Origin of the sequence: Paenibacillus sp. FSL K6-1217 (assembly GCF_045040735.1) — a bacterium.
Lineage (GTDB): Bacteria > Bacillota > Bacilli > Paenibacillales > Paenibacillaceae > Paenibacillus_AQ.
The window spans coordinates 7,329,758-7,346,727 of record NZ_CP150271.1; the positions used below are offsets into that span (position 1 = coordinate 7,329,758).

Genomic DNA, 16,970 nt, shown 5'->3' on the forward strand with positions numbered 1-16,970 from the left:
CATAAAGGCTGCAGATGGTGTTGGGAATAATACATAAAATTCCTATTATCAGGCTGGCAAAAAGCCCCTTCGCCCAGCTGAATCTTGCTATATCTTAATTGAGCAGGATTTGCGAGGAAATAGCAGCAATTAAAACGACAGGCGTCCTTTTGCCCCTGCTTAACCCCGGTTTATTCCGAAAAAAGAGGGAAAACGGAGGTTTCTCCCCTTTGCCGCTTTAAATTAGGGATGATAAACTGCTTAAAGTCCCTAAACTGAAAGCGCTAAAAAGCTAGCTTAAGGTGCGAAGGTTAGAGACCCAGTTTATGCTTACAAGCAAGGTTACTTCGTAAAGCCAAGTTTATGCTTACGGAGCCAGCTTTACTTCGTAAAGCTTTAAGGAGGAGAGATATGGATGTTCTCAGGCAACTGCGGGGCTTTTATCGGGAGAAGCTGCACTATCTGATTCTGTCGATTGTATGTTTGGCGGCCGCAACTGCAGTGGGGCTTATTACCCCCAATTTGTTAAGGAGATTGATCGATGATGTTATTCTTCCCCTAAAGTTTACTGAGGTGCCCGTACTCGCTCTCAGTGTGCTTGCTGTTATTATTGTCAAGGCGTGCTTGCAGTTTGCCCATGGATTCTTCGGCGGACGGCTGGGGAATTTCCTGGCTTACCGGCTGCGTAATGCCTGCTATGAGAAGCTGCAATTTCTGTCCTTCCGCTATTATGATACGGCGAAGACAGGCGACTTGATGTCCCGGCTGACCGGGGACTTGGAAGCGATCCGCATGTTCATCGGCTTCGGCTTTGCCCAATTGCTGAATGTATTCTTCATGGTTCTATTCGGCTCTATTATGATGTTTACCATCAATTGGCAGCTGACGCTGGTTACTCTGATCACGATGCCGTTTCTGGCGGTAGTTGCACTCAGATTTGAATCCAAAATTCATCCGGCCTTTCAGGAGATGCGCCTGGCGTTAAGTTCCCTGACAACGGCTGTACAGGAAAATGTCACCGGGGTAAGAACAGTCAAATCGTTTGCCAGAGAGGCCTACGAAGTTGAGAAATTCTCACACCGTAATGAACGTTATAAAGATAATCAGATTTTTGCGGCTGAGCTGTGGAGTAAATTCTTCCCGTTCATGGAGCTGCTGGCTTCGGTCAGTGTAGCCATCCTGCTCGGCGTTGGCGGTACGCTGGTCATTAACAAGCAGATGTCGCTGGGTGAGCTGGTAGCCTTCTTCAGCCTGATCTGGTACATCATCGGTCCGGTATGGGGACTCGGGTTCCATATCAACAACTATACCCAGTCCAAGGCCTCCGGCGAACGTGTGCTGGAAGTGCTTAATCAGCAGATTGATGTAAAAGATAAAGAGAATGCACGCGAGCTTGCACCGGCTGAAGTAAAGGGTGAGGTGGAGTTCGATCATGTCACTTTCGCATACGGCAACAAAATGCCGGCAGTCAAGGATATTCACTTCCATGCCGAGCCTGGCGCGGTCATAGGATTCCTTGGCGGAACCGGGTCCGGGAAATCCACGATTACCCAGCTGATGATGCGTGCTTATGATGTGAATCAGGGCAGTATCAAGCTCGACGGTGTGGATATCCGCGAGTTCCAGGTCCGCAGTCTGCGCTCGCAAATATCGACGGTGTTCCAGGAGACCTTCCTGTTCTCCTCCTCGATCCGCAATAATATCTCTTATGGGCTCAAGAATGTCAGCATGGATGAGATCATCCGCGCCGCTGAGCTGGCGAAGGCGCATGACTTCATTATGGAGATGCCGGAAGGCTATGATACGGTTGTTGGTGAACGGGGAATGGGTCTCTCCGGCGGACAGAAGCAGCGGATTGCCATTGCCCGTGCGCTCCTGAAGAATCCGCGGATTCTTATTCTGGATGATGCGACCAGTGCGGTGGATATGGAGACGGAGCATGAGATTCAGGCCGGCTTCCAGGAGGTTATGCGCGGACGCACCACCTTGATTATTGCCCACCGGATCTCCTCGCTGCGCCATGCCGATCAGATCATTGTGATGAATGAAGGAAGAATGGTACAGCAGGGCACCCATCAGGAACTGATCGCGGTTCCGGGACCTTATCAGGATGTGTACCGGATTCAGTACGCCGATTATTTAGCCAGGGATAACGGACGAGAGGCAGGTGATCCGGCATGAGTCTTGAGACCTCCAAGCAGACTGCTGACGGTGTATTAAATACCGACAACAGTAAGGTTGAAGAACAGACGCTTGAAGAACGTTTTATCTATAAAGATGACGATGTGATTGACAAGGCCTTTGACTGGAGGCAGTTCACCCGCTTGTTCGGCTACATGAAGCCTTATGCGAAGCAGATGCTGCCGCTCGTCTCGATCATGATGATTCTGGGCACGATTACCAAGCTAACGGTTCCTTTCCTGACAAGTATGGCGATTGATAAAGCGATTGCTCCAAAAGAGGGAAGCGCCAGCTTGACACTGCTCTACACGTTAACGGCCAGTGTAATTATCCTGTATCTGATTCAATGGATCGCCGGTGTATACCGGATCAAATACACGAATGTGATTGGCCAGCGGGTGATCTATGATCTGCGTTCGGACCTGTTCCGGCATATCCAGAAGCTGTCCTTCAACTTCTTCGATAAACGTCCTGCCGGATCCGTTCTGGTCCGGGTGACTAACGACATCAACTCGCTGCAGGATTTGTTCACCAACGGGGTCGTCAATCTGATGATTGACTGTGTGCAGCTGCTGGGCATCATGATTATTCTGCTGCTGATCAACTGGAAGCTGGGGCTCGCGGTGATGATTACCGTTCCAATTATGTTCCTGATCTCGACCAAGCTGCGGCAGCGGATCCGGATCGCCTGGCAGGATGTGCGGATGAAGAATTCCCGGATCAACTCCCATCTTAACGAGTCGATTCAGGGGATTCGCGTAACGCAGGCCTACACCCAGGAAGAAGAGAATATGCATTATTTCGATGCCATGAATATGGATAGCCGGAAATCCTGGAACAAAGCCTCTGCTATGAACCAGGGGTTCGGCCCCATTATTGAAGTTACCGGCGGCTTCGGAACGATGATTCTCTTCTGGTTCGGGGCTTATCTGATTCAATCCGGTGAGCTTACCGTTGGTTACCTGGTGGCCTTCAGCAGTTATGTCAGCAACTTCTGGGACCCGATCAACCGGCTGGGACAGATGTACAATCAGCTGCTGGTTGCCATGGCCTCCTCCGAGCGGATCTTCGAGTATCTCGATGAGCAGCCTGCGGTTCAGGATAAGCCGGGCGCAACGCCGCTGTCCAAGATTAAGGGAGATATTCACTTCGATAATGTTGTATTTGAATATGAGAAGGGCCGTGCGGCACTCAAGGGCATTAACCTGGATGTCCGGGCAGGCCAATCCATTGCTCTCGTAGGGCATACCGGCTCCGGCAAAAGCACGATCATCAACCTGATCGGCCGGTTCTATGATATCAAGAGCGGCGGCATTACCATTGATGGGCGGGATATCCGCGATGTTACCCTCCAGAGTCTGCGCGAACAGATCGGGATAGTCTTGCAGGATACCTTCATCTTCTCGGGAACGATCCGCGACAACATCCGCTTCGGGCGGCTGGATGCCACGGACGAAGAGATTGAAGCGGCCGCGAAGGCCGTGGATGCCCACGACTTCATCGTCAAGCTGCCTGCCGGCTATGATACCGAGGTAGAGGAGCGGGGCAGCGCATTGTCTATGGGACAGCGCCAGCTGCTGTCCTTCGCCCGGGCGCTGCTGGCCGACCCGCGGATTCTGATTCTCGATGAAGCGACCGCTAGCATCGATACGGAGACGGAGATCAAGATTCAGGAAGCGCTGAAGCTGCTGCTTCAGGGCCGGACCTCCTTCATCGTCGCCCACCGGCTCTCGACCATCCGCCATGCGGATAAGATCGTGGTGCTGGATCACGGTGAGATTAAGGAAGAAGGTAACCACGCCGAGCTGACCAAGCATGACGGTATTTATAACGGATTAATTGAAGCGCAGTTCCGCTTTCTTTAGCAGCACAAGCAGCAGCCTGCCCCCATTTTGAGGGAGCGGCTGCTGCTTTTTTGTTAACCGTCTGAGTTTTTTTAACGGCTTACTCCCGTTTTTTACCGGACTTGCCGTTCACCCGGACCTCCAGCAGCTGTGCGCTGATCTCCTGCTGCCACCGGGTGTCTTGTGTATCCATTGCCAGCAGGGCTTCGATATTCAGACGCGCCATCTCCCAGCAGTAGACAGTGTTGATATGCAGGCAGTGCTGAAGCTCGTCTTGTTCCGCCGGAGCCAGCGGATGCTTCAGACTCAGGGTGTACAACTCAGCCAGGCGCTGATGAACCGCAAGCATAGATTCGCCTCCTTACAGGAATGTGAGCATGGGAGTCCGGCTTCATTAGTTCAGTCTCTATGATCAGCGTGGCCCTTGAAGATCGCCTTCAAACATTATTTGTGCAAAAATCTGATTTTTCAGAACAATGAATAAATAAAGTCTTGAAATCGCTTTTATTTATGCTACAATAGCAGTAATACAGGATTGTGACCGGTAACGCGGGCAATGCCTAAGCTGATGCGAGTATCATTTTATGAATGATATTGGGATCAACTTAGGCTTTTTTTGTACAAACTATATGTTAGGAGGTGACATTGAGATGATTATCGAGAAGGTGCTGAACAATAATGTGCTCCTGACCAAGAACCAGAAGGGCAAGGAGGTTATTGTGATGGGCAGAGGAATTTCCTTCAATAAAGTTGCGGGGGATTATGTTGATCCTGCCAAGGTGGATAAGATTTTTCTGTTGAACGAGAATGAATTCACCGCCCGGCTGACCGAGCTGCTGAATGATATTCCTGTGGCACATCTGGAGCTGGCCAGCGGGATCGTCACCTATGCCAATGAAGTGCTGGGGACGGAGCTGAACGATAATCTCTATCTGACGCTGACAGATCACATTCATTTCGCGCTGGAGCGTTTTGAGAAAGGGATTCAGCTAAAGAATGCGATGCTGTTCGAGATCAAGCGCTTTTACCGCAAGGAGTTCGAGATCGGGCTGGATGCCCTGAAGATGATTGAACAGACCACCGGCCTCTCACTGGGTGAGGATGAAGCCGGGTTCATTGCCCTGCACCTGGTCAACGCGAGAATGGATGGCACGGAGGTAAGATCCACGATTAAGATGACGGAGATCGTTCAGAATATCCTGAACATCGTTACCTATCATTATAAGGTGGTCCTGGATGAGAGTTCGCTTAATTATTCGCGGTTCCTGACGCATCTGCAGTATTTTTCCATGCGGGTGCTGAAGAAGGAGACCAATAACAGCGGTGAAGAGTTCCTGTATAACCAGGTGAGACTGACCTACGTCAAGGCCTTCGAATGCGTTGGCAAGATCAATGAGTATCTGGAGAAGACCCACGGCCAGAGCCTCAGCAAGGATGAATATGTGTATCTGACGATTCACATTCAGCGGGTAACGGAACGCAACAGCCTGGAGTAACCCCTAACGCTAATTTCTACATCAGGCTGCATAATTTCATATTTCATCGGACAGGGTGTAACTGGTCATGCAGGCAAAACCTGAACTGATGGCAAAATAGCGTGTACTTTCGCTTTCTTTTGCCTTGAGTTCAGGTTTTTCTTGTTTGCAGAGGGGAACGATATACTATGCTGGCACAATCCGCCTCTGCAGCGATGCTTATATTACAGATCTCAGAAGGAGCAAATTCAAATGAGCAATAAAGATTTATCCAAACAGATTATTACACTCGTTGGCGGAGAAGAGAATGTCAATTCCGTATTCCATTGTGCCACACGCTTAAGATTCAAGCTGAAGGATAACAGCAAAGCCAATAAAGCAGCGCTGGAGAAAACTCCGGGAGTCATTACCGTAGTGGAGAACAGCGGGCAATTCCAGGTGGTCATCGGCAACAATGTGAGCCAGGTATTCGAGCAAATTATGAAGGAAACCTCACTTCAGGATGCGGAGAAAAGCGGCGGCGAGGAGAGCTCGGAGAGTACCGGCGTTCTAGGCAAAGCGGTAGACATTATTTCAAGCATTTTCTCGCCAATCCTTGGAGCGCTGGCCGGAGCAGGGATTCTTAAGGGGTTGCTGGCCCTGATTCTGTCACTGGATTGGATCAGCGCCACCAGCGGCACTTACATGATCCTCAATGCGGCTGCCGACAGCGTATTCTATTTCCTGCCGGTCTTCCTGGCGGTTACAGCAGCCCGTAAATTCAAGGCGAATCAGTTCGTGTCCATTGCCATAGCCGGAGCCCTAATCTATCCCGCAGTTATTGCGGCCGTAGGCTCACCAGACCCGCTGCACTTCCTGGGGATTAAGATTGTGCTGATCAACTATTCCTCCAGCGTGATCCCGATTATTCTGGCGGTATGGGTGCAATCCTATGTGGAAAAATGGTTCCGTTCGTTCATTCATGAGTCGGTGCGCAATATTCTTGTTCCCATGTTCGCACTTCTCATTGTGATTCCGCTGACGTTCCTGGCCTTCGGACCGGTAGGCTCCCTGATCAGTGACGGATTGGCCTCCGGCTACACTTGGCTGTACAACCTCAGTCCGCTGGTGGCCGGAGCGATTGCCGGGGCGTTCTGGCAGGTATTCGTAATCTTCGGGGTACACTGGGGCTTCGTGCCGATCATGCTCAGCAATATTGCTACCTTGGGACAGGATACCATGCTGCCTATTCTCAGTGCAGCCGTCCTGTCACAGGCCGGAGCCGTATTCGGCGTATTCCTGAAATCGAAGAACCCGCAGCTTAAGGCGCTCGCTGGTTCCTCCACCCTGTCGGCCGTCTTCGGGATTACAGAACCGACGATTTACGGTGTTACCCTGAAGCTCAAAAAACCGTTCATCTACGCCTGCATCTCCGGTGCTATTGGCGGTGCGATTATCGCCACAGGCGGCGCAAGAGCGCTGTCCTTCTCCCTGCCGGGTCTGCTGGCCTTGCCGACTTACTTCGGCACCGGATTCATCTGGGTCGTTATCGGTATCCTCGTAGCGTTCGTGCTGGCTGCTGTACTGGTGTTGGTGCTTGGCTACAACGAGCCGGAGACAGAGGCCGCGGCTTCAGCGGGCCCAAGCGGAACCTCGGCTACTGCTACAACTCCGACGCTGATTGATAGAGAGCTGGTTGTAAGCCCGCTGAGCGGAACGCTGCAATCACTGGATACGCTGCCTGATGAAGCCTTCGCCTCCGGCGCCATGGGCAAGGGGATTGTCATTGAGCCTTCCTCCGGCCGGCTGACCAGCCCTGTGAACGGAACTGTAACCACTGTATTCCCGACAGGCCATGCCATCGGCATCACTTCGGAGGGCGGTGCGGAGCTGTTGATTCATGTGGGAGTCAACACCGTGAAGCTTAAGGGTCAGCATTTTACCAAAAAGGTAAAGGAAGGCGACGAGGTGGTCAAGGGTCAGCTGCTGCTTGAATTTGACCTTGAAGCCATCCGTGCAGCGGGATTCGTAACCGCGACACCGGTGATTGTGACCAACTCGGCACAATACCTTGATGTGCTGAAGAGCACGGGAACGGAAGTCCCGAGCGGTGAGCTGCTGCTCACACTAATCCGATAAAATAATAGCCTCCCCCGGGGAGGCTTCAGTTGTTCTTCAACTTCAAGCAGCACCCCTGCGGCAACGCAGGGGTGCTGCTTGATTTTATTTGAAATATAAGAATTTATCCTGCGGACAGAAGGTCCCGCTACTCCATATAAATCTCAACCACGGCAATTTTGCGTTCGCGTGACAGGTCAAGGAACTTGCCTTCGCTCTGTACAAGCGGACGGAAGACATCCAGCGGGTTGTTCATCACGATTACACCCATATCACCGGTGCTCAGCAGCACACGCTTACCGATGAAGTTAGGCATCAGATGATTGATGAAGGCCTGGACCGGTTTGCCGTTCAGCTTGCCGAAGCTGAGTGAGTTGATCTCGCGCAGAACAGAAATCAGCTCCTGCTTGGACTGATAGACCCGGTGAGTGGTCATGGCGCTGTAAATATCCGCCACGGCTGCAATCTGGGCATAAGGATGGATATCCGTCTTGGTCAGCTGCCGGGGATAGCCTGACCCGTCCTCACGTTCATGATGCTGCAAGGCAACCAGAGCTGTGTATGGATCGTTCATGGAATTCTGTATGATTTCGTACCCGTAAACCGTATGTAATTTGATCTCTTCGTATTCGGCAGGCGTCAGTTTGCCCGGTTTGTTCAGAATGGCGGGGGAGATGCGGCAATTGCCGATATCAATCAGATATCCCGCACGCCCGATCTCGTAGCACTCAGTCTTGGAATATCCAAGCCATGAGGCAAGATAATAGGAGAGCATGCCGACCTGAAGGGAGTGGTTGTAGGTGTAATTATCCTCCCGGTCCAGCAGTAGCAGGAGGGTGACTACGTCCTTATGTTTGTCCAGTGTGGACAAGGTCGGCTGAAGTATATCATCCACTACAGACTGATTGAAGCTGCCTTTGCTGAGCGCTTCCATATATATAGACTCGAAACCGTCAATCATGATATCGAAGCTGCCGGTTGCGGACTGAATGATTGAGGTCCGGCTGGAAGGGGCAGGCTCTTCCTGCACCGTGTCAATATCTACATAATCAACGCCATGCTGTATCAGCTTGGCGATTTCCTCCAGTTGCAGCCGTGATCCCTTAGGAAGTACATGCAGCCCGCGGGAGCTGAAGGTATCCATCCGCAGATGATCACCCGGTTTAAGATCCATCACGTGTACTCTCAATGAATAGGCCACCTTACTATAGCAATTTTTTACAGCATAGCAACAAAGTCCGCAATATTCAATGGTGTAAGAGTACTGATTGCTGTTTGCGGATTGTGCAACCCGCTGGTCCTACCTTATGGTGTAGCTGTGCAGATTCGCGGAAGGGGAACGGTCAGGTTAACCTCCGGACACAGGCGGAATGAAAGCCACCTCGGAGCCTTCGGTAATATCTGTATCATCAGACGCATATTCCTGATCAATGGCAACCAGGGATACACCGATCTGTGACGAGGCATCGGGATAGGAGGCGGAGAGCAGCTCCTTCAGTCTGCCTGCTGTCAAAGGGGACTCATGGGCGTGGAAGACCAGAGTGGAGGAGCCGATGATTTCGGCCAGACCGGCGAACAGCCGGATCGAGATATGCATGCTTTCTTCAACCCTTTCTGGACTTAAGCTTTGGACAGCTTATAATGATTACAATATACCATATTGAGTCTGAAAATGTTATGCTAACTCTAGAACAGCACAAGCCTGCCGCTTACTCTATAAACGGCTGTACAAGTGGGAGGGAAGCTAGATTATGAAGCCTGGGGCGCAAAGATTAACCATTATTCATACCAATGATATACATAGCCATTTCGAAATGATGAGTCCGCTCGCGGCAGTGATCTCCGCCATGAAGGCAGCGGCAGGCGAGGAGCCGGTGCTGCTGCTTGATATCGGCGATCATATGGACCGCGCTGCTGTAGAGACGGAAGGCACGATGGGACAGGCCAACATCGATATTATGAATCTGACCGGATATGATGCGGTCACCATCGGCAACAACGAGGGCCTCACCTTCTCCAAGGAGATGCTCTCAGCTATATTTACCGGCATCCAGTGTCCTGTGGTCTGCTGCAATTTCCTGGAGTCCGCAACCGGTGAGCCGCCGCATTGGATGCAGCGTCACGCGATTCTGGAGAAGGACGGCATCAAGATAGGACTGACCGGTGCTACCGCGGCGTTCACCTCCTTCTATTCTCTGCTCGGCTGGGATGTGCTGGACCCGGAAGAAGCGCTGCGCGGGCAGGTTCAGCTGCTTGCCCCGCAGGTGGATATCGTGATCATTCTGTCTCATCTGGGGCTTCAGGCAGACCAGAGGCTGGCAGAGAAGCTGGAAGGCGTGCATGCCATTCTGGGCGGGCACACCCACCATCTGCTGGAGCAGCCGCAGATGATAGGCGGGACAGCCGTATGCGGCGCCGGCAAATTCGGGCGGTATGCCGGACGGCTGGTGTTCGAGCGGGAGCAGCCGCACGGAGCATTTTGCCTGGCAGAAGGCGGCTGCACGGCGGTCGATCCTGCCTTGACGGAGGAGCTTATCGCTCCGGCGGCCGCGATCCATCTGCAGCGCAGCCGGGAGGCCTTACAGGAGACGGTGGCCATCAGCGACCGCATGCTGCCGCTGGACCTTCAGGGGGAGTCTCCTTTCGGCAATCTGCTGGCCCAGGCGGTCCGCCGGTTTACAGGCAGCCCCATCTCGCTCGTGAATACAGGCCAGCTGCTTGGCCCGCTGCCGGAGGGCAATATCACCGCAGGCATGCTGCATGCCTTATGTCCTTCTCCGATTAATCCCTGTATTGTACAGCTGACAGGCAAGGATATCCGCACCGCACTGGAACAGAGTCTGATGGCAGAATTCCGGAATAAGGTCATCTACGGATACGGCTTCCGGGGAGAGGTGCTGGGCACCCTGGCCGTGGACGGATTAAAAATCTTGTACGATCCAAGGGTCATGCCTTATGATAACGGTATTGCGATTTTTGCCGGCGGGGAGCAGCTGGAGGATACCAGGGTTTACAGTGTCGGCACGCTGGATATGTTTACTTTCCGTACAGGCTATGAGAGTATAGCCAACGGCCGGGAGGCGGTCTATTTGCTGCCTCATTTCCTGCGCGATCTGCTGCGGATGGAGCTGCAGCGGCCGGGGAGCCTGGATGAGTGTGAAGCTGTCCGCTGGGAGAGGCACTCCACCTGATGATCCACACCATGCTATAACAACATTGATAGTTCCCGCAGTACAAGGTTTCATTGACTAGATCAGGAGGAGTAAAATGGATACAATTACAGCCATCATTCTGGCAATTGTGGAAGGCATCACGGAGTTCATTCCGGTATCTTCCACGGGACACATGATTTTAACGACTAAGCTTCTGGGTTTCAATGAGCAGGATTCGATTATGAAGACGTATGAGATTGTGATTCAGCTGGGGGCCATTCTGGCCATTGCGCTGGTCTACCGCCAGCGGATCGTGAACCTGCTCGGATTCGGCCGCAGAGACAGAGGGGGCGTAATGCCGGCATCCCGCCTGAACCTGATTCACGTGCTGCTGGGTATCGTGCCTGCGCTCGCTGTAGCTTTTTTCGCCCGGGATTTCATCAAAAGCCTCTTCGGGGCATCGACCGTACTCTGGGCTCTGGTGGCCGGCGGTATTCTGATGATCATTGCCGAATGGGTCAACACCCGCAAGATCCGCGTGACTGCGCATGATCTGGATGATCTGTCCTACGGGCAGGCACTGTCGATCGGACTGTTCCAGATTATTTCCGTACTCTGGCCCGGGTTCTCCCGCTCCGGCTCGACGATTTCCGGGGGGATGCTGAGCGGGGTAAGCTACAAGGCCTCGGCCGACTTTTCCTTCCTCATCGCGATTCCCATTATGTGCGCAGCCTCGGGGTATGAACTGCTGGATTCTTACAAGAATTTCACTAGTGAGACGATCGGGTATTTTGTCATCGGCTTCATTATTTCCTTCATCGTGGCCTATGTGGTGGTGGTTATGTTCATGAGAATGATCCAGAAGATCAGACCGACTCATTTTGCCATCTACCGCTTTATCCTTGCAGCCGCCTTCTGGCTGTTTATTATGCGTTGATTCTCAGCTTGGCATCACAAAAAAGCAATTTTACCGTTAAAGGCAGGAGTGAGCCAAGGTGCGTCTAGTATCCGTCAATCGGCTTCAGTCGGGAATGAAGCTGGGTAAAAAAATATATAATGATGAAGGGCTGGTTCTGCTCGCGGACGGGGTGGAACTGACCGATTCCCTGATCAAGCGGCTCGCCAGAATCGATATCGGCTATATCTATATTGAGGATGCGCTCACGGAGGATATTGTGATTCCCGGAATACTGCAGGATGAGACGCGCAATCAGGCGCTCAAGGTTATCCGGAACCAGTTCCAGCAGATGTCCGGGGCCTCCGGAATTACCAAGGGCTTTTATCATCTGGACAAGAAATTCTCCAAGGTGATGGATTCCATCCTCGATGATATGTCCCTGCAGGAGGACCCGATGATCATGCTGCTTGACATGCACACGGCTGACAACTACCTGTACGTCCATTCCCTGAACGTATGCCTGTATACGCTGGTGCTGGGCATTGCCCATGGCTACAGCAAGGAAGAGCTTCGGGTCATCGGACTTGGTGCGCTGCTGCATGATATCGGTAAGACGCAGATTCCTGTCAAAATTGTACAAAAGCCGGGTATGCTCAGCGAGGAGGAATTTCGCCATATGCAGGCGCATACCGAGATCGGATACCGCATTCTCAAGGAAGAGCCGAATATCCCTTTGCTGGCGGCTCACTGTGCCCTGCAGCATCATGAACGGATTGACGGCTCCGGCTATCCGCGCGGCTTGACGGGCCCGCAGATCCATGAATATGCGAAATGGCTGGGGGTAGCCGATTCCTATGATGCGATGACCTCCAACCGGATCTACAAAAAAGCCATGCTGCCCCATCAGGCGGTAGAAGCGCTGTATGTCGGCTCTGGAACGCTGTATGAGCAGAAGCAGCTGGAGCTGTTCAGAGACCGTGTGGCCATCTATCCGCTGGGGCTTACCGTAAAGCTCAGCTCCGGCGAGAGTGGTGTGGTGGTCAAGATTGATCCCAGCACACCGCATCGGCCTGTGGTTCGGGTGCTGAACGGACCCGAAGGAGAGACGGTCACCCCCTATGAACGTGATCTCAGCAAAGCCCTCTCTGTAGTCATTGTTGATGTGACGGACGGAGGAGAACCTGTAGTGAAGAGTACCGGATAGATGTTCTGCGCAGCGAGGAGAGAATAGGGTATCTGCAGGAATTGCGGAGCTGTATTCTCCGCCTTGCTGTTTTTTTGAAATCCGGGACATAGCGACCGAATGCGCAGTTTTGGAGTAGTCGTGGTATGATATAGGATAATTATCGTTCTTTTTCTTTTGTTTTGGGTTAATAATAAGGAATAAGCATTAAAGGAGCATTAAGAAATGAGTATATTAGAGCCATCATCATCTATCATTCCTGTAAAAGAGCTGTCGCCGGAGTACGATCCGTGGGACCCGATTACTTCACTCCGCGAGTACGGACAGCATGTGCTGACCAGTGTAGAGATGACGGTCACGAATCTGTGCAACATGCGCTGCGAGCATTGCGCCGTCGGCGACAGTCTTACGATGAAAGAGGGAGAACTGCTGCCTTTAACCAAGATGCTGAAGCGTCTGGAGGAGGTGGAGCATCTCCAGACCATCAGCATTACGGGCGGTGAGCCGATGTTCCGTGCCGGAACGGTGGAGAATACCATCGTACCGCTGCTGAAATATGCGCGTGAGCGGGGTATCCGTTCGCAGATTAACTCCAATCTGACCATGCCGTATTCGCGTTATGAGCAGCTGCTCCCTTATCTGGACGTCATGCACATCTCCTTCAATTATGTGAACGGGGATGACTTCCACGAGGTGGGCTTCGCGAACAGCGGGCATCCGGTCTCGAAGGAGGCCGCCTACCGGCTGTACGACACGATGCTGGAGAATTCCCGCCGCCTGAGCAGCGACGGGATGCTGATCTCCGCCGAGTCGATGATCAATTACCGTACACATACCAAGCTGCCCGAGATTCACCGGCTGATTGGGGACATGGGCGCTAGAAGGCATGAGGTTCATCCGATGTACGCTTCCAGCTTCGCCTCGAAGCTGCCTGTGCTGTCGCTCCGGGAGATGAATACTGCCATTCATTCTCTGCTCGATCATCGTGACCCGGAGATGTGGATGCTGTTCGGCACGCTGCCGTTCTTCGCCTGCAGCTTCCTGGAGGAAGACCAAAAGCTGCTGAGCAGACTGCGCAGCGAGAAGAATGTAACGCTGCGCAATGATCCGGACGGAAGAAACCGGGTCAATGTGAACCTGTTCACGGGCGATGTCTTCGTCACCGACTTCGCCGACATCTCCGCCTTTGGCAATATCAGCAGCGCCAAGCTGGATGACATTTTCACCGAGTGGCAGACTAAGCATCCGCTCAATCAGCAAGTGAATTGTTACTGTGATGCAGCAGGCTGCTGCGGGCCTAACCTGCTCGTAGCCGATATGTATTATCCCGGGGTCGATTTCAAAACAAGAAAAGCGATCACTTTGTAGAAATGGGGCGTTATTATAGTGCATACGGAATTTGAAATAGGAAGATTAGTGCTTAATCTTTTGCTCGTTCTGGTGCTCGTATTATTGAATGGCGTATTCGTTGCGGCGGAATTCTCGCTGGTTAAGGTCAGACAGTCCCGTCTGACCCAGCTGGTCAGCGAAGGCAACAAAATGGCCGGCTATGCGCTGAAGGTCAATAAGCGGCTGGATTCGTATCTGTCAGCCACCCAGTTCGGAATCACTCTCGCTTCTCTTGGACTCGGCTGGGTCGGGGAACCGGCGATTTCGGAGTTGCTGGTATCACCTCTGATGTACCAGATTGGTGTTACAGACCAGACGCTCATCTCAACGGTATCTGTGATCATCGGTTTCTCGATTATTACCTTTTTACATATTGTGCTGGGGGAGCTGGCACCGAAATCTCTGGCTATTCAAAAAACAGAAGGCTCCGCGCTGCTGCTGTCCGCTCCGCTGATGTTCTTCTATAATCTGTTTCTGCCCTTCATCTGGGTGCTGAATGCATCGGCGAACGCGCTATTAAGACTGTTCGGCGTGGAGCCGGCCAGCGAAGCCGAGGCTGCCCATTCAGAGGAGGAAATCCGCATTCTGATGAATCAGAGCGCGAAGAGCGGGGTTATCGATCAGGATGAAATGAAGCTGATGGATAACATCTTCGAATTCTCGGATCTGCTGGCCCGTGAAGTCATGCTTCCGCGCACCGATATGGATGTATTGTACAGCAATCTTCCGCTGGAAGAGAACATGCGAATCATCACGGAAACGAAGCATTCGCGTTATCCGGTGGCCTTCGAGGACAAGGACCGGATTATCGGCTTCATCCATATCACGGATCTGCTGTTCGCTCCGCCGGAGCAGCAGAATGATCTGGCTTCCCTGGTCCGGCCGATTCTGAACGTGCCGGAATCGATGGAGATCAGCCATGCGCTGCGGCTGATGCAGAAGAACAAGGCCCAGCTGACGCTGGTCGTTGACGAGTATGGCGGGACAGCGGGGCTGCTGACCGCCGAAGAGATTCTGGAAGAGATTGTCGGCGATCTGCATGACGAGTTCGAGGATGAACGCCCCAGCGTGGAACGCAACGGAGATTACATCTCCGTGGAGGGCCGGATGCTGATTGAAGACGTCAACGATCTTACGGGCGTCGTGATCGAGGATGATGAAGTCGATTCCATCGGCGGCTGGCTGTTCAAGGAGCTGGAGGGCAACCCGGTCAAGGGCAAGCAGGTGGTCGTTGGCGATGTCACCTTCGAGGTGGAGGAGTCCACCCGGCTGCGGATCACCAGGATCAACATCCACCGCGAGCCTTCGCCAGAGCCTGAAGAGGAGGCCGAAGGCGGGGAAGAGGAGAAGGAGTAAGGAGAAGTGTAACTCGTATTTTTAAATATAGCAGGGTACTTCAGAAGCCGGATTGCCGGGCTTTTGGGGTCCCTGTTTTTTTGTTGCGCAGGAATGAAGATCATCGGCGATAGTAGCTGTACTAGTCCCACTCGTTTGCCGTAAGGTTACCGTTCGCTGGCGCATCTCAGGGTGATTTTATTCGGCAGCTGTTCTTTTCCACCCTTAAGCCGTCATAAGTTAGTTACGAAGGTAATGATCAGAGTTCTGGAATGTCATGAAGCAATACCGTCAAAACCCAAAGAGGAGGAATGATCATTGAACTCCCAGGATCGCGTATGGACACCGTACAGGGGACCGTTTGATCCTTGTCCGCCGGTGCCGTTCAAGACGTATGTTGTGCCGCCGAACCAATTCGTCACATTTCAGCCCCCGAATCTGCCGCAGTTCTCCCTGCCGGAAGCATTGAAGCATGGAACGTTATGGCCATCGCTATACAGCCCTTATGAGTCCAAGTTCAAAGGAGGGAAGTAGGCTATGGAAGCTAATCCTTGCGAGCCCCGTTATTACGAGATGCTGGAGCAGCTGCAGGTCCTTGATTTTGCACTCGTAGAGCTGAATCTGTTCCTGGACACTCACCCGCAGGATGTGAAGGCGATCGAACAGTTCAATCAGCTGACGTATGAGCGCACCCAGCTGGCGAACCAGTTCCAGGAGCTATACGGACCTCTGCAGAATTTCGGCCGCGCCTATTCCAAGGCTCCATGGCAATGGATCGAGAGTCCTTGGCCTTGGCAAGTCTGAGGCACGAAGCCGGGAATGAAATAGCCTTAAGGAGGGGGAAGTTCACGAATGTGGATCTATGAGAAAAAGCTGCAATACCCGGTACGTGTCGGCAAATGTGATGTGCGAATGGCCCGGTATCTGATGGAGCAATACGGCGGTGCGGACGGTGAGCTGGCTGCGGCGCTGCGCTATATGAACCAGCGGTATGCAATCCCTGACAAGGTAATAGGTGTATTAACGGATATCTCCACCGAGGAATTCGCACACCTCGAAATGATTGCCACTATGATCTACAAGCTGACCAAGGACGCCTCAGTGCAGGAGCTGGAAGCCGCAGGCTTAGGTCCGAATTATGCGCAGCGGGATCATGCGTTGTTCTACCAGAACTCCGCCGGCGTGCCCTTTACAGCATCCTATATCCAGGCCAAGGGCGATCCCATCGCTGACCTGTATGAAGATATCGCGGCAGAAGAGAAAGCCCGGGCTACATACCAGTGGCTGATTGACATGACCGACGATGTGGATCTGCAGGACAGTCTCAAGTTCTTGCGCGAGCGGGAGATCATTCATGCGATCCGGTTCAAGGAATCGGTGCAGATTTTGATCGAGGAGAAGGATAAGAAGCGGGTGTTTTGAGCGTTGATGCATATA

At 52.5% G+C, this 16,970-nt stretch carries 15 protein-coding genes; 12 read left to right on the forward strand and 3 right to left on the reverse strand.

Features of this window, described 5'->3' with window-relative positions:
• Window positions 1-390: 390 nt before the first annotated feature.
• Window positions 391-2,160: an ABC transporter ATP-binding protein gene (locus MHH28_RS32030; protein WP_405109777.1), complete on the forward strand. Its 1,770-nt coding sequence runs from the start codon at window positions 391-393 to the stop codon at window positions 2,158-2,160.
• On the forward strand, window positions 2,157-4,025 hold the full coding sequence (locus tag MHH28_RS32035; RefSeq protein WP_405109780.1) for an ABC transporter ATP-binding protein: 1,869 nt from the start codon (window positions 2,157-2,159) through the stop codon (window positions 4,023-4,025). The genes MHH28_RS32030 and MHH28_RS32035 overlap by 4 nt, the downstream gene beginning before the upstream one ends.
• Before the next feature lie 79 nt (window positions 4,026-4,104).
• On the opposite strand, the gene MHH28_RS32040 is transcribed toward MHH28_RS32035, so the two are convergent.
• Window positions 4,105-4,353: a hypothetical protein gene (locus MHH28_RS32040; protein ID WP_405109783.1), complete on the reverse strand. Its 249-nt coding sequence runs from the start codon at window positions 4,351-4,353 to the stop codon at window positions 4,105-4,107.
• A gap of 301 nt (window positions 4,354-4,654) precedes the next feature.
• On the opposite strand from MHH28_RS32040, the gene licT reads away from it, so the two are divergent.
• Window positions 4,655-5,500: a BglG family transcription antiterminator LicT gene (licT, locus tag MHH28_RS32045; RefSeq protein WP_405109786.1), complete on the forward strand. Its 846-nt coding sequence runs from the start codon at window positions 4,655-4,657 to the stop codon at window positions 5,498-5,500.
• 231 nt (window positions 5,501-5,731) lie between these two features.
• Complete coding sequence (locus MHH28_RS32050) at window positions 5,732-7,597, forward strand: beta-glucoside-specific PTS transporter subunit IIABC (protein WP_405109789.1); 1,866 nt, start codon at window positions 5,732-5,734, stop codon at window positions 7,595-7,597.
• 127 nt (window positions 7,598-7,724) lie between these two features.
• On the opposite strand, the gene MHH28_RS32055 is transcribed toward MHH28_RS32050, so the two are convergent.
• The gene (locus MHH28_RS32055) at window positions 7,725-8,765 is read right to left on the reverse strand and encodes an HD-GYP domain-containing protein (RefSeq protein ID WP_405109792.1); all 1,041 of its coding nucleotides are present in this window, start codon (window positions 8,763-8,765) and stop codon (window positions 7,725-7,727) included.
• 159 nt (window positions 8,766-8,924) lie between these two features.
• Window positions 8,925-9,173 carry a MoaD/ThiS family protein gene (locus MHH28_RS32060; protein ID WP_405109795.1) on the reverse strand — a complete coding sequence of 83 codons (249 nt, stop codon included), beginning with the start codon at window positions 9,171-9,173 and terminating at the stop codon, window positions 8,925-8,927.
• Window positions 9,174-9,327: 154 nt separating this feature from the next.
• On the opposite strand from MHH28_RS32060, the gene MHH28_RS32065 reads away from it, so the two are divergent.
• The 8 genes from MHH28_RS32065 (at window position 9,328) to MHH28_RS32100 (ending at window position 16,955) form a co-directional block, all read left to right on the forward strand.
• A complete protein-coding gene (locus MHH28_RS32065; RefSeq protein WP_405109797.1) occupies window positions 9,328-10,767 on the forward strand; it encodes a bifunctional metallophosphatase/5'-nucleotidase in 1,440 nt (479 codons plus the stop codon).
• 76 nt (window positions 10,768-10,843) lie between these two features.
• Window positions 10,844-11,665: an undecaprenyl-diphosphate phosphatase gene (locus MHH28_RS32070; protein ID WP_405109801.1), complete on the forward strand. Its 822-nt coding sequence runs from the start codon at window positions 10,844-10,846 to the stop codon at window positions 11,663-11,665.
• A gap of 58 nt (window positions 11,666-11,723) precedes the next feature.
• A complete protein-coding gene (locus MHH28_RS32075) occupies window positions 11,724-12,830 on the forward strand; it encodes an HD-GYP domain-containing protein (RefSeq protein ID WP_405109804.1) in 1,107 nt (368 codons plus the stop codon).
• 204 nt (window positions 12,831-13,034) lie between these two features.
• Window positions 13,035-14,177, forward strand: a complete 1,143-nt coding sequence (gene yfkAB / locus MHH28_RS32080) for a radical SAM/CxCxxxxC motif protein YfkAB (protein ID WP_405109807.1) — start codon at window positions 13,035-13,037, stop codon at window positions 14,175-14,177.
• 18 nt (window positions 14,178-14,195) lie between these two features.
• On the forward strand, window positions 14,196-15,554 hold the full coding sequence (locus MHH28_RS32085; protein ID WP_405109810.1) for a hemolysin family protein: 1,359 nt from the start codon (window positions 14,196-14,198) through the stop codon (window positions 15,552-15,554).
• Window positions 15,555-15,851: 297 nt separating this feature from the next.
• Window positions 15,852-16,067 (forward strand): spore coat associated protein CotJA, encoded by a 216-nt coding sequence (locus MHH28_RS32090; RefSeq protein WP_036692819.1) that lies wholly within the window; start codon window positions 15,852-15,854, stop codon window positions 16,065-16,067.
• Window positions 16,068-16,070: 3 nt separating this feature from the next.
• The gene (locus MHH28_RS32095; protein WP_405109813.1) at window positions 16,071-16,337 is read left to right on the forward strand and encodes a spore coat protein CotJB; all 267 of its coding nucleotides are present in this window, start codon (window positions 16,071-16,073) and stop codon (window positions 16,335-16,337) included.
• Window positions 16,338-16,385: 48 nt separating this feature from the next.
• Window positions 16,386-16,955, forward strand: a complete 570-nt coding sequence (locus MHH28_RS32100; RefSeq protein WP_405109816.1) for a manganese catalase family protein — start codon at window positions 16,386-16,388, stop codon at window positions 16,953-16,955.
• Window positions 16,956-16,970 lie beyond the last annotated feature (15 nt).

Excerpts from the sequence above, each read along its gene's own strand:
- MHH28_RS32035 (WP_405109780.1), top strand. The coding sequence starts at position 2,157 with ATGAGTCTTGAGACCTCCAAGCAGACTGCTGACGGTGTATTAAATACC.
- MHH28_RS32100 (WP_405109816.1), top strand. The coding sequence starts at position 16,386 with ATGTGGATCTATGAGAAAAAGCTGCAATACCCGGTACGTGTCGGCAAA.
- MHH28_RS32060 (WP_405109795.1), bottom strand. The coding sequence starts at position 9,173 with ATGCATATCTCGATCCGGCTGTTCGCCGGTCTGGCCGAAATCATCGGC.
- MHH28_RS32040 (WP_405109783.1), bottom strand. The coding sequence starts at position 4,353 with ATGCTTGCGGTTCATCAGCGCCTGGCTGAGTTGTACACCCTGAGTCTG.
- MHH28_RS32030 (WP_405109777.1), top strand. The coding sequence starts at position 391 with ATGGATGTTCTCAGGCAACTGCGGGGCTTTTATCGGGAGAAGCTGCAC.
- MHH28_RS32070 (WP_405109801.1), top strand. The coding sequence starts at position 10,844 with ATGGATACAATTACAGCCATCATTCTGGCAATTGTGGAAGGCATCACG.
- MHH28_RS32050 (WP_405109789.1), top strand. The coding sequence starts at position 5,732 with ATGAGCAATAAAGATTTATCCAAACAGATTATTACACTCGTTGGCGGA.
- yfkAB (WP_405109807.1), top strand. The coding sequence starts at position 13,035 with ATGAGTATATTAGAGCCATCATCATCTATCATTCCTGTAAAAGAGCTG.
- licT (WP_405109786.1), top strand. The coding sequence starts at position 4,655 with ATGATTATCGAGAAGGTGCTGAACAATAATGTGCTCCTGACCAAGAAC.
- MHH28_RS32095 (WP_405109813.1), top strand. The coding sequence starts at position 16,071 with ATGGAAGCTAATCCTTGCGAGCCCCGTTATTACGAGATGCTGGAGCAG.
- MHH28_RS32065 (WP_405109797.1), top strand. The coding sequence starts at position 9,328 with ATGAAGCCTGGGGCGCAAAGATTAACCATTATTCATACCAATGATATA.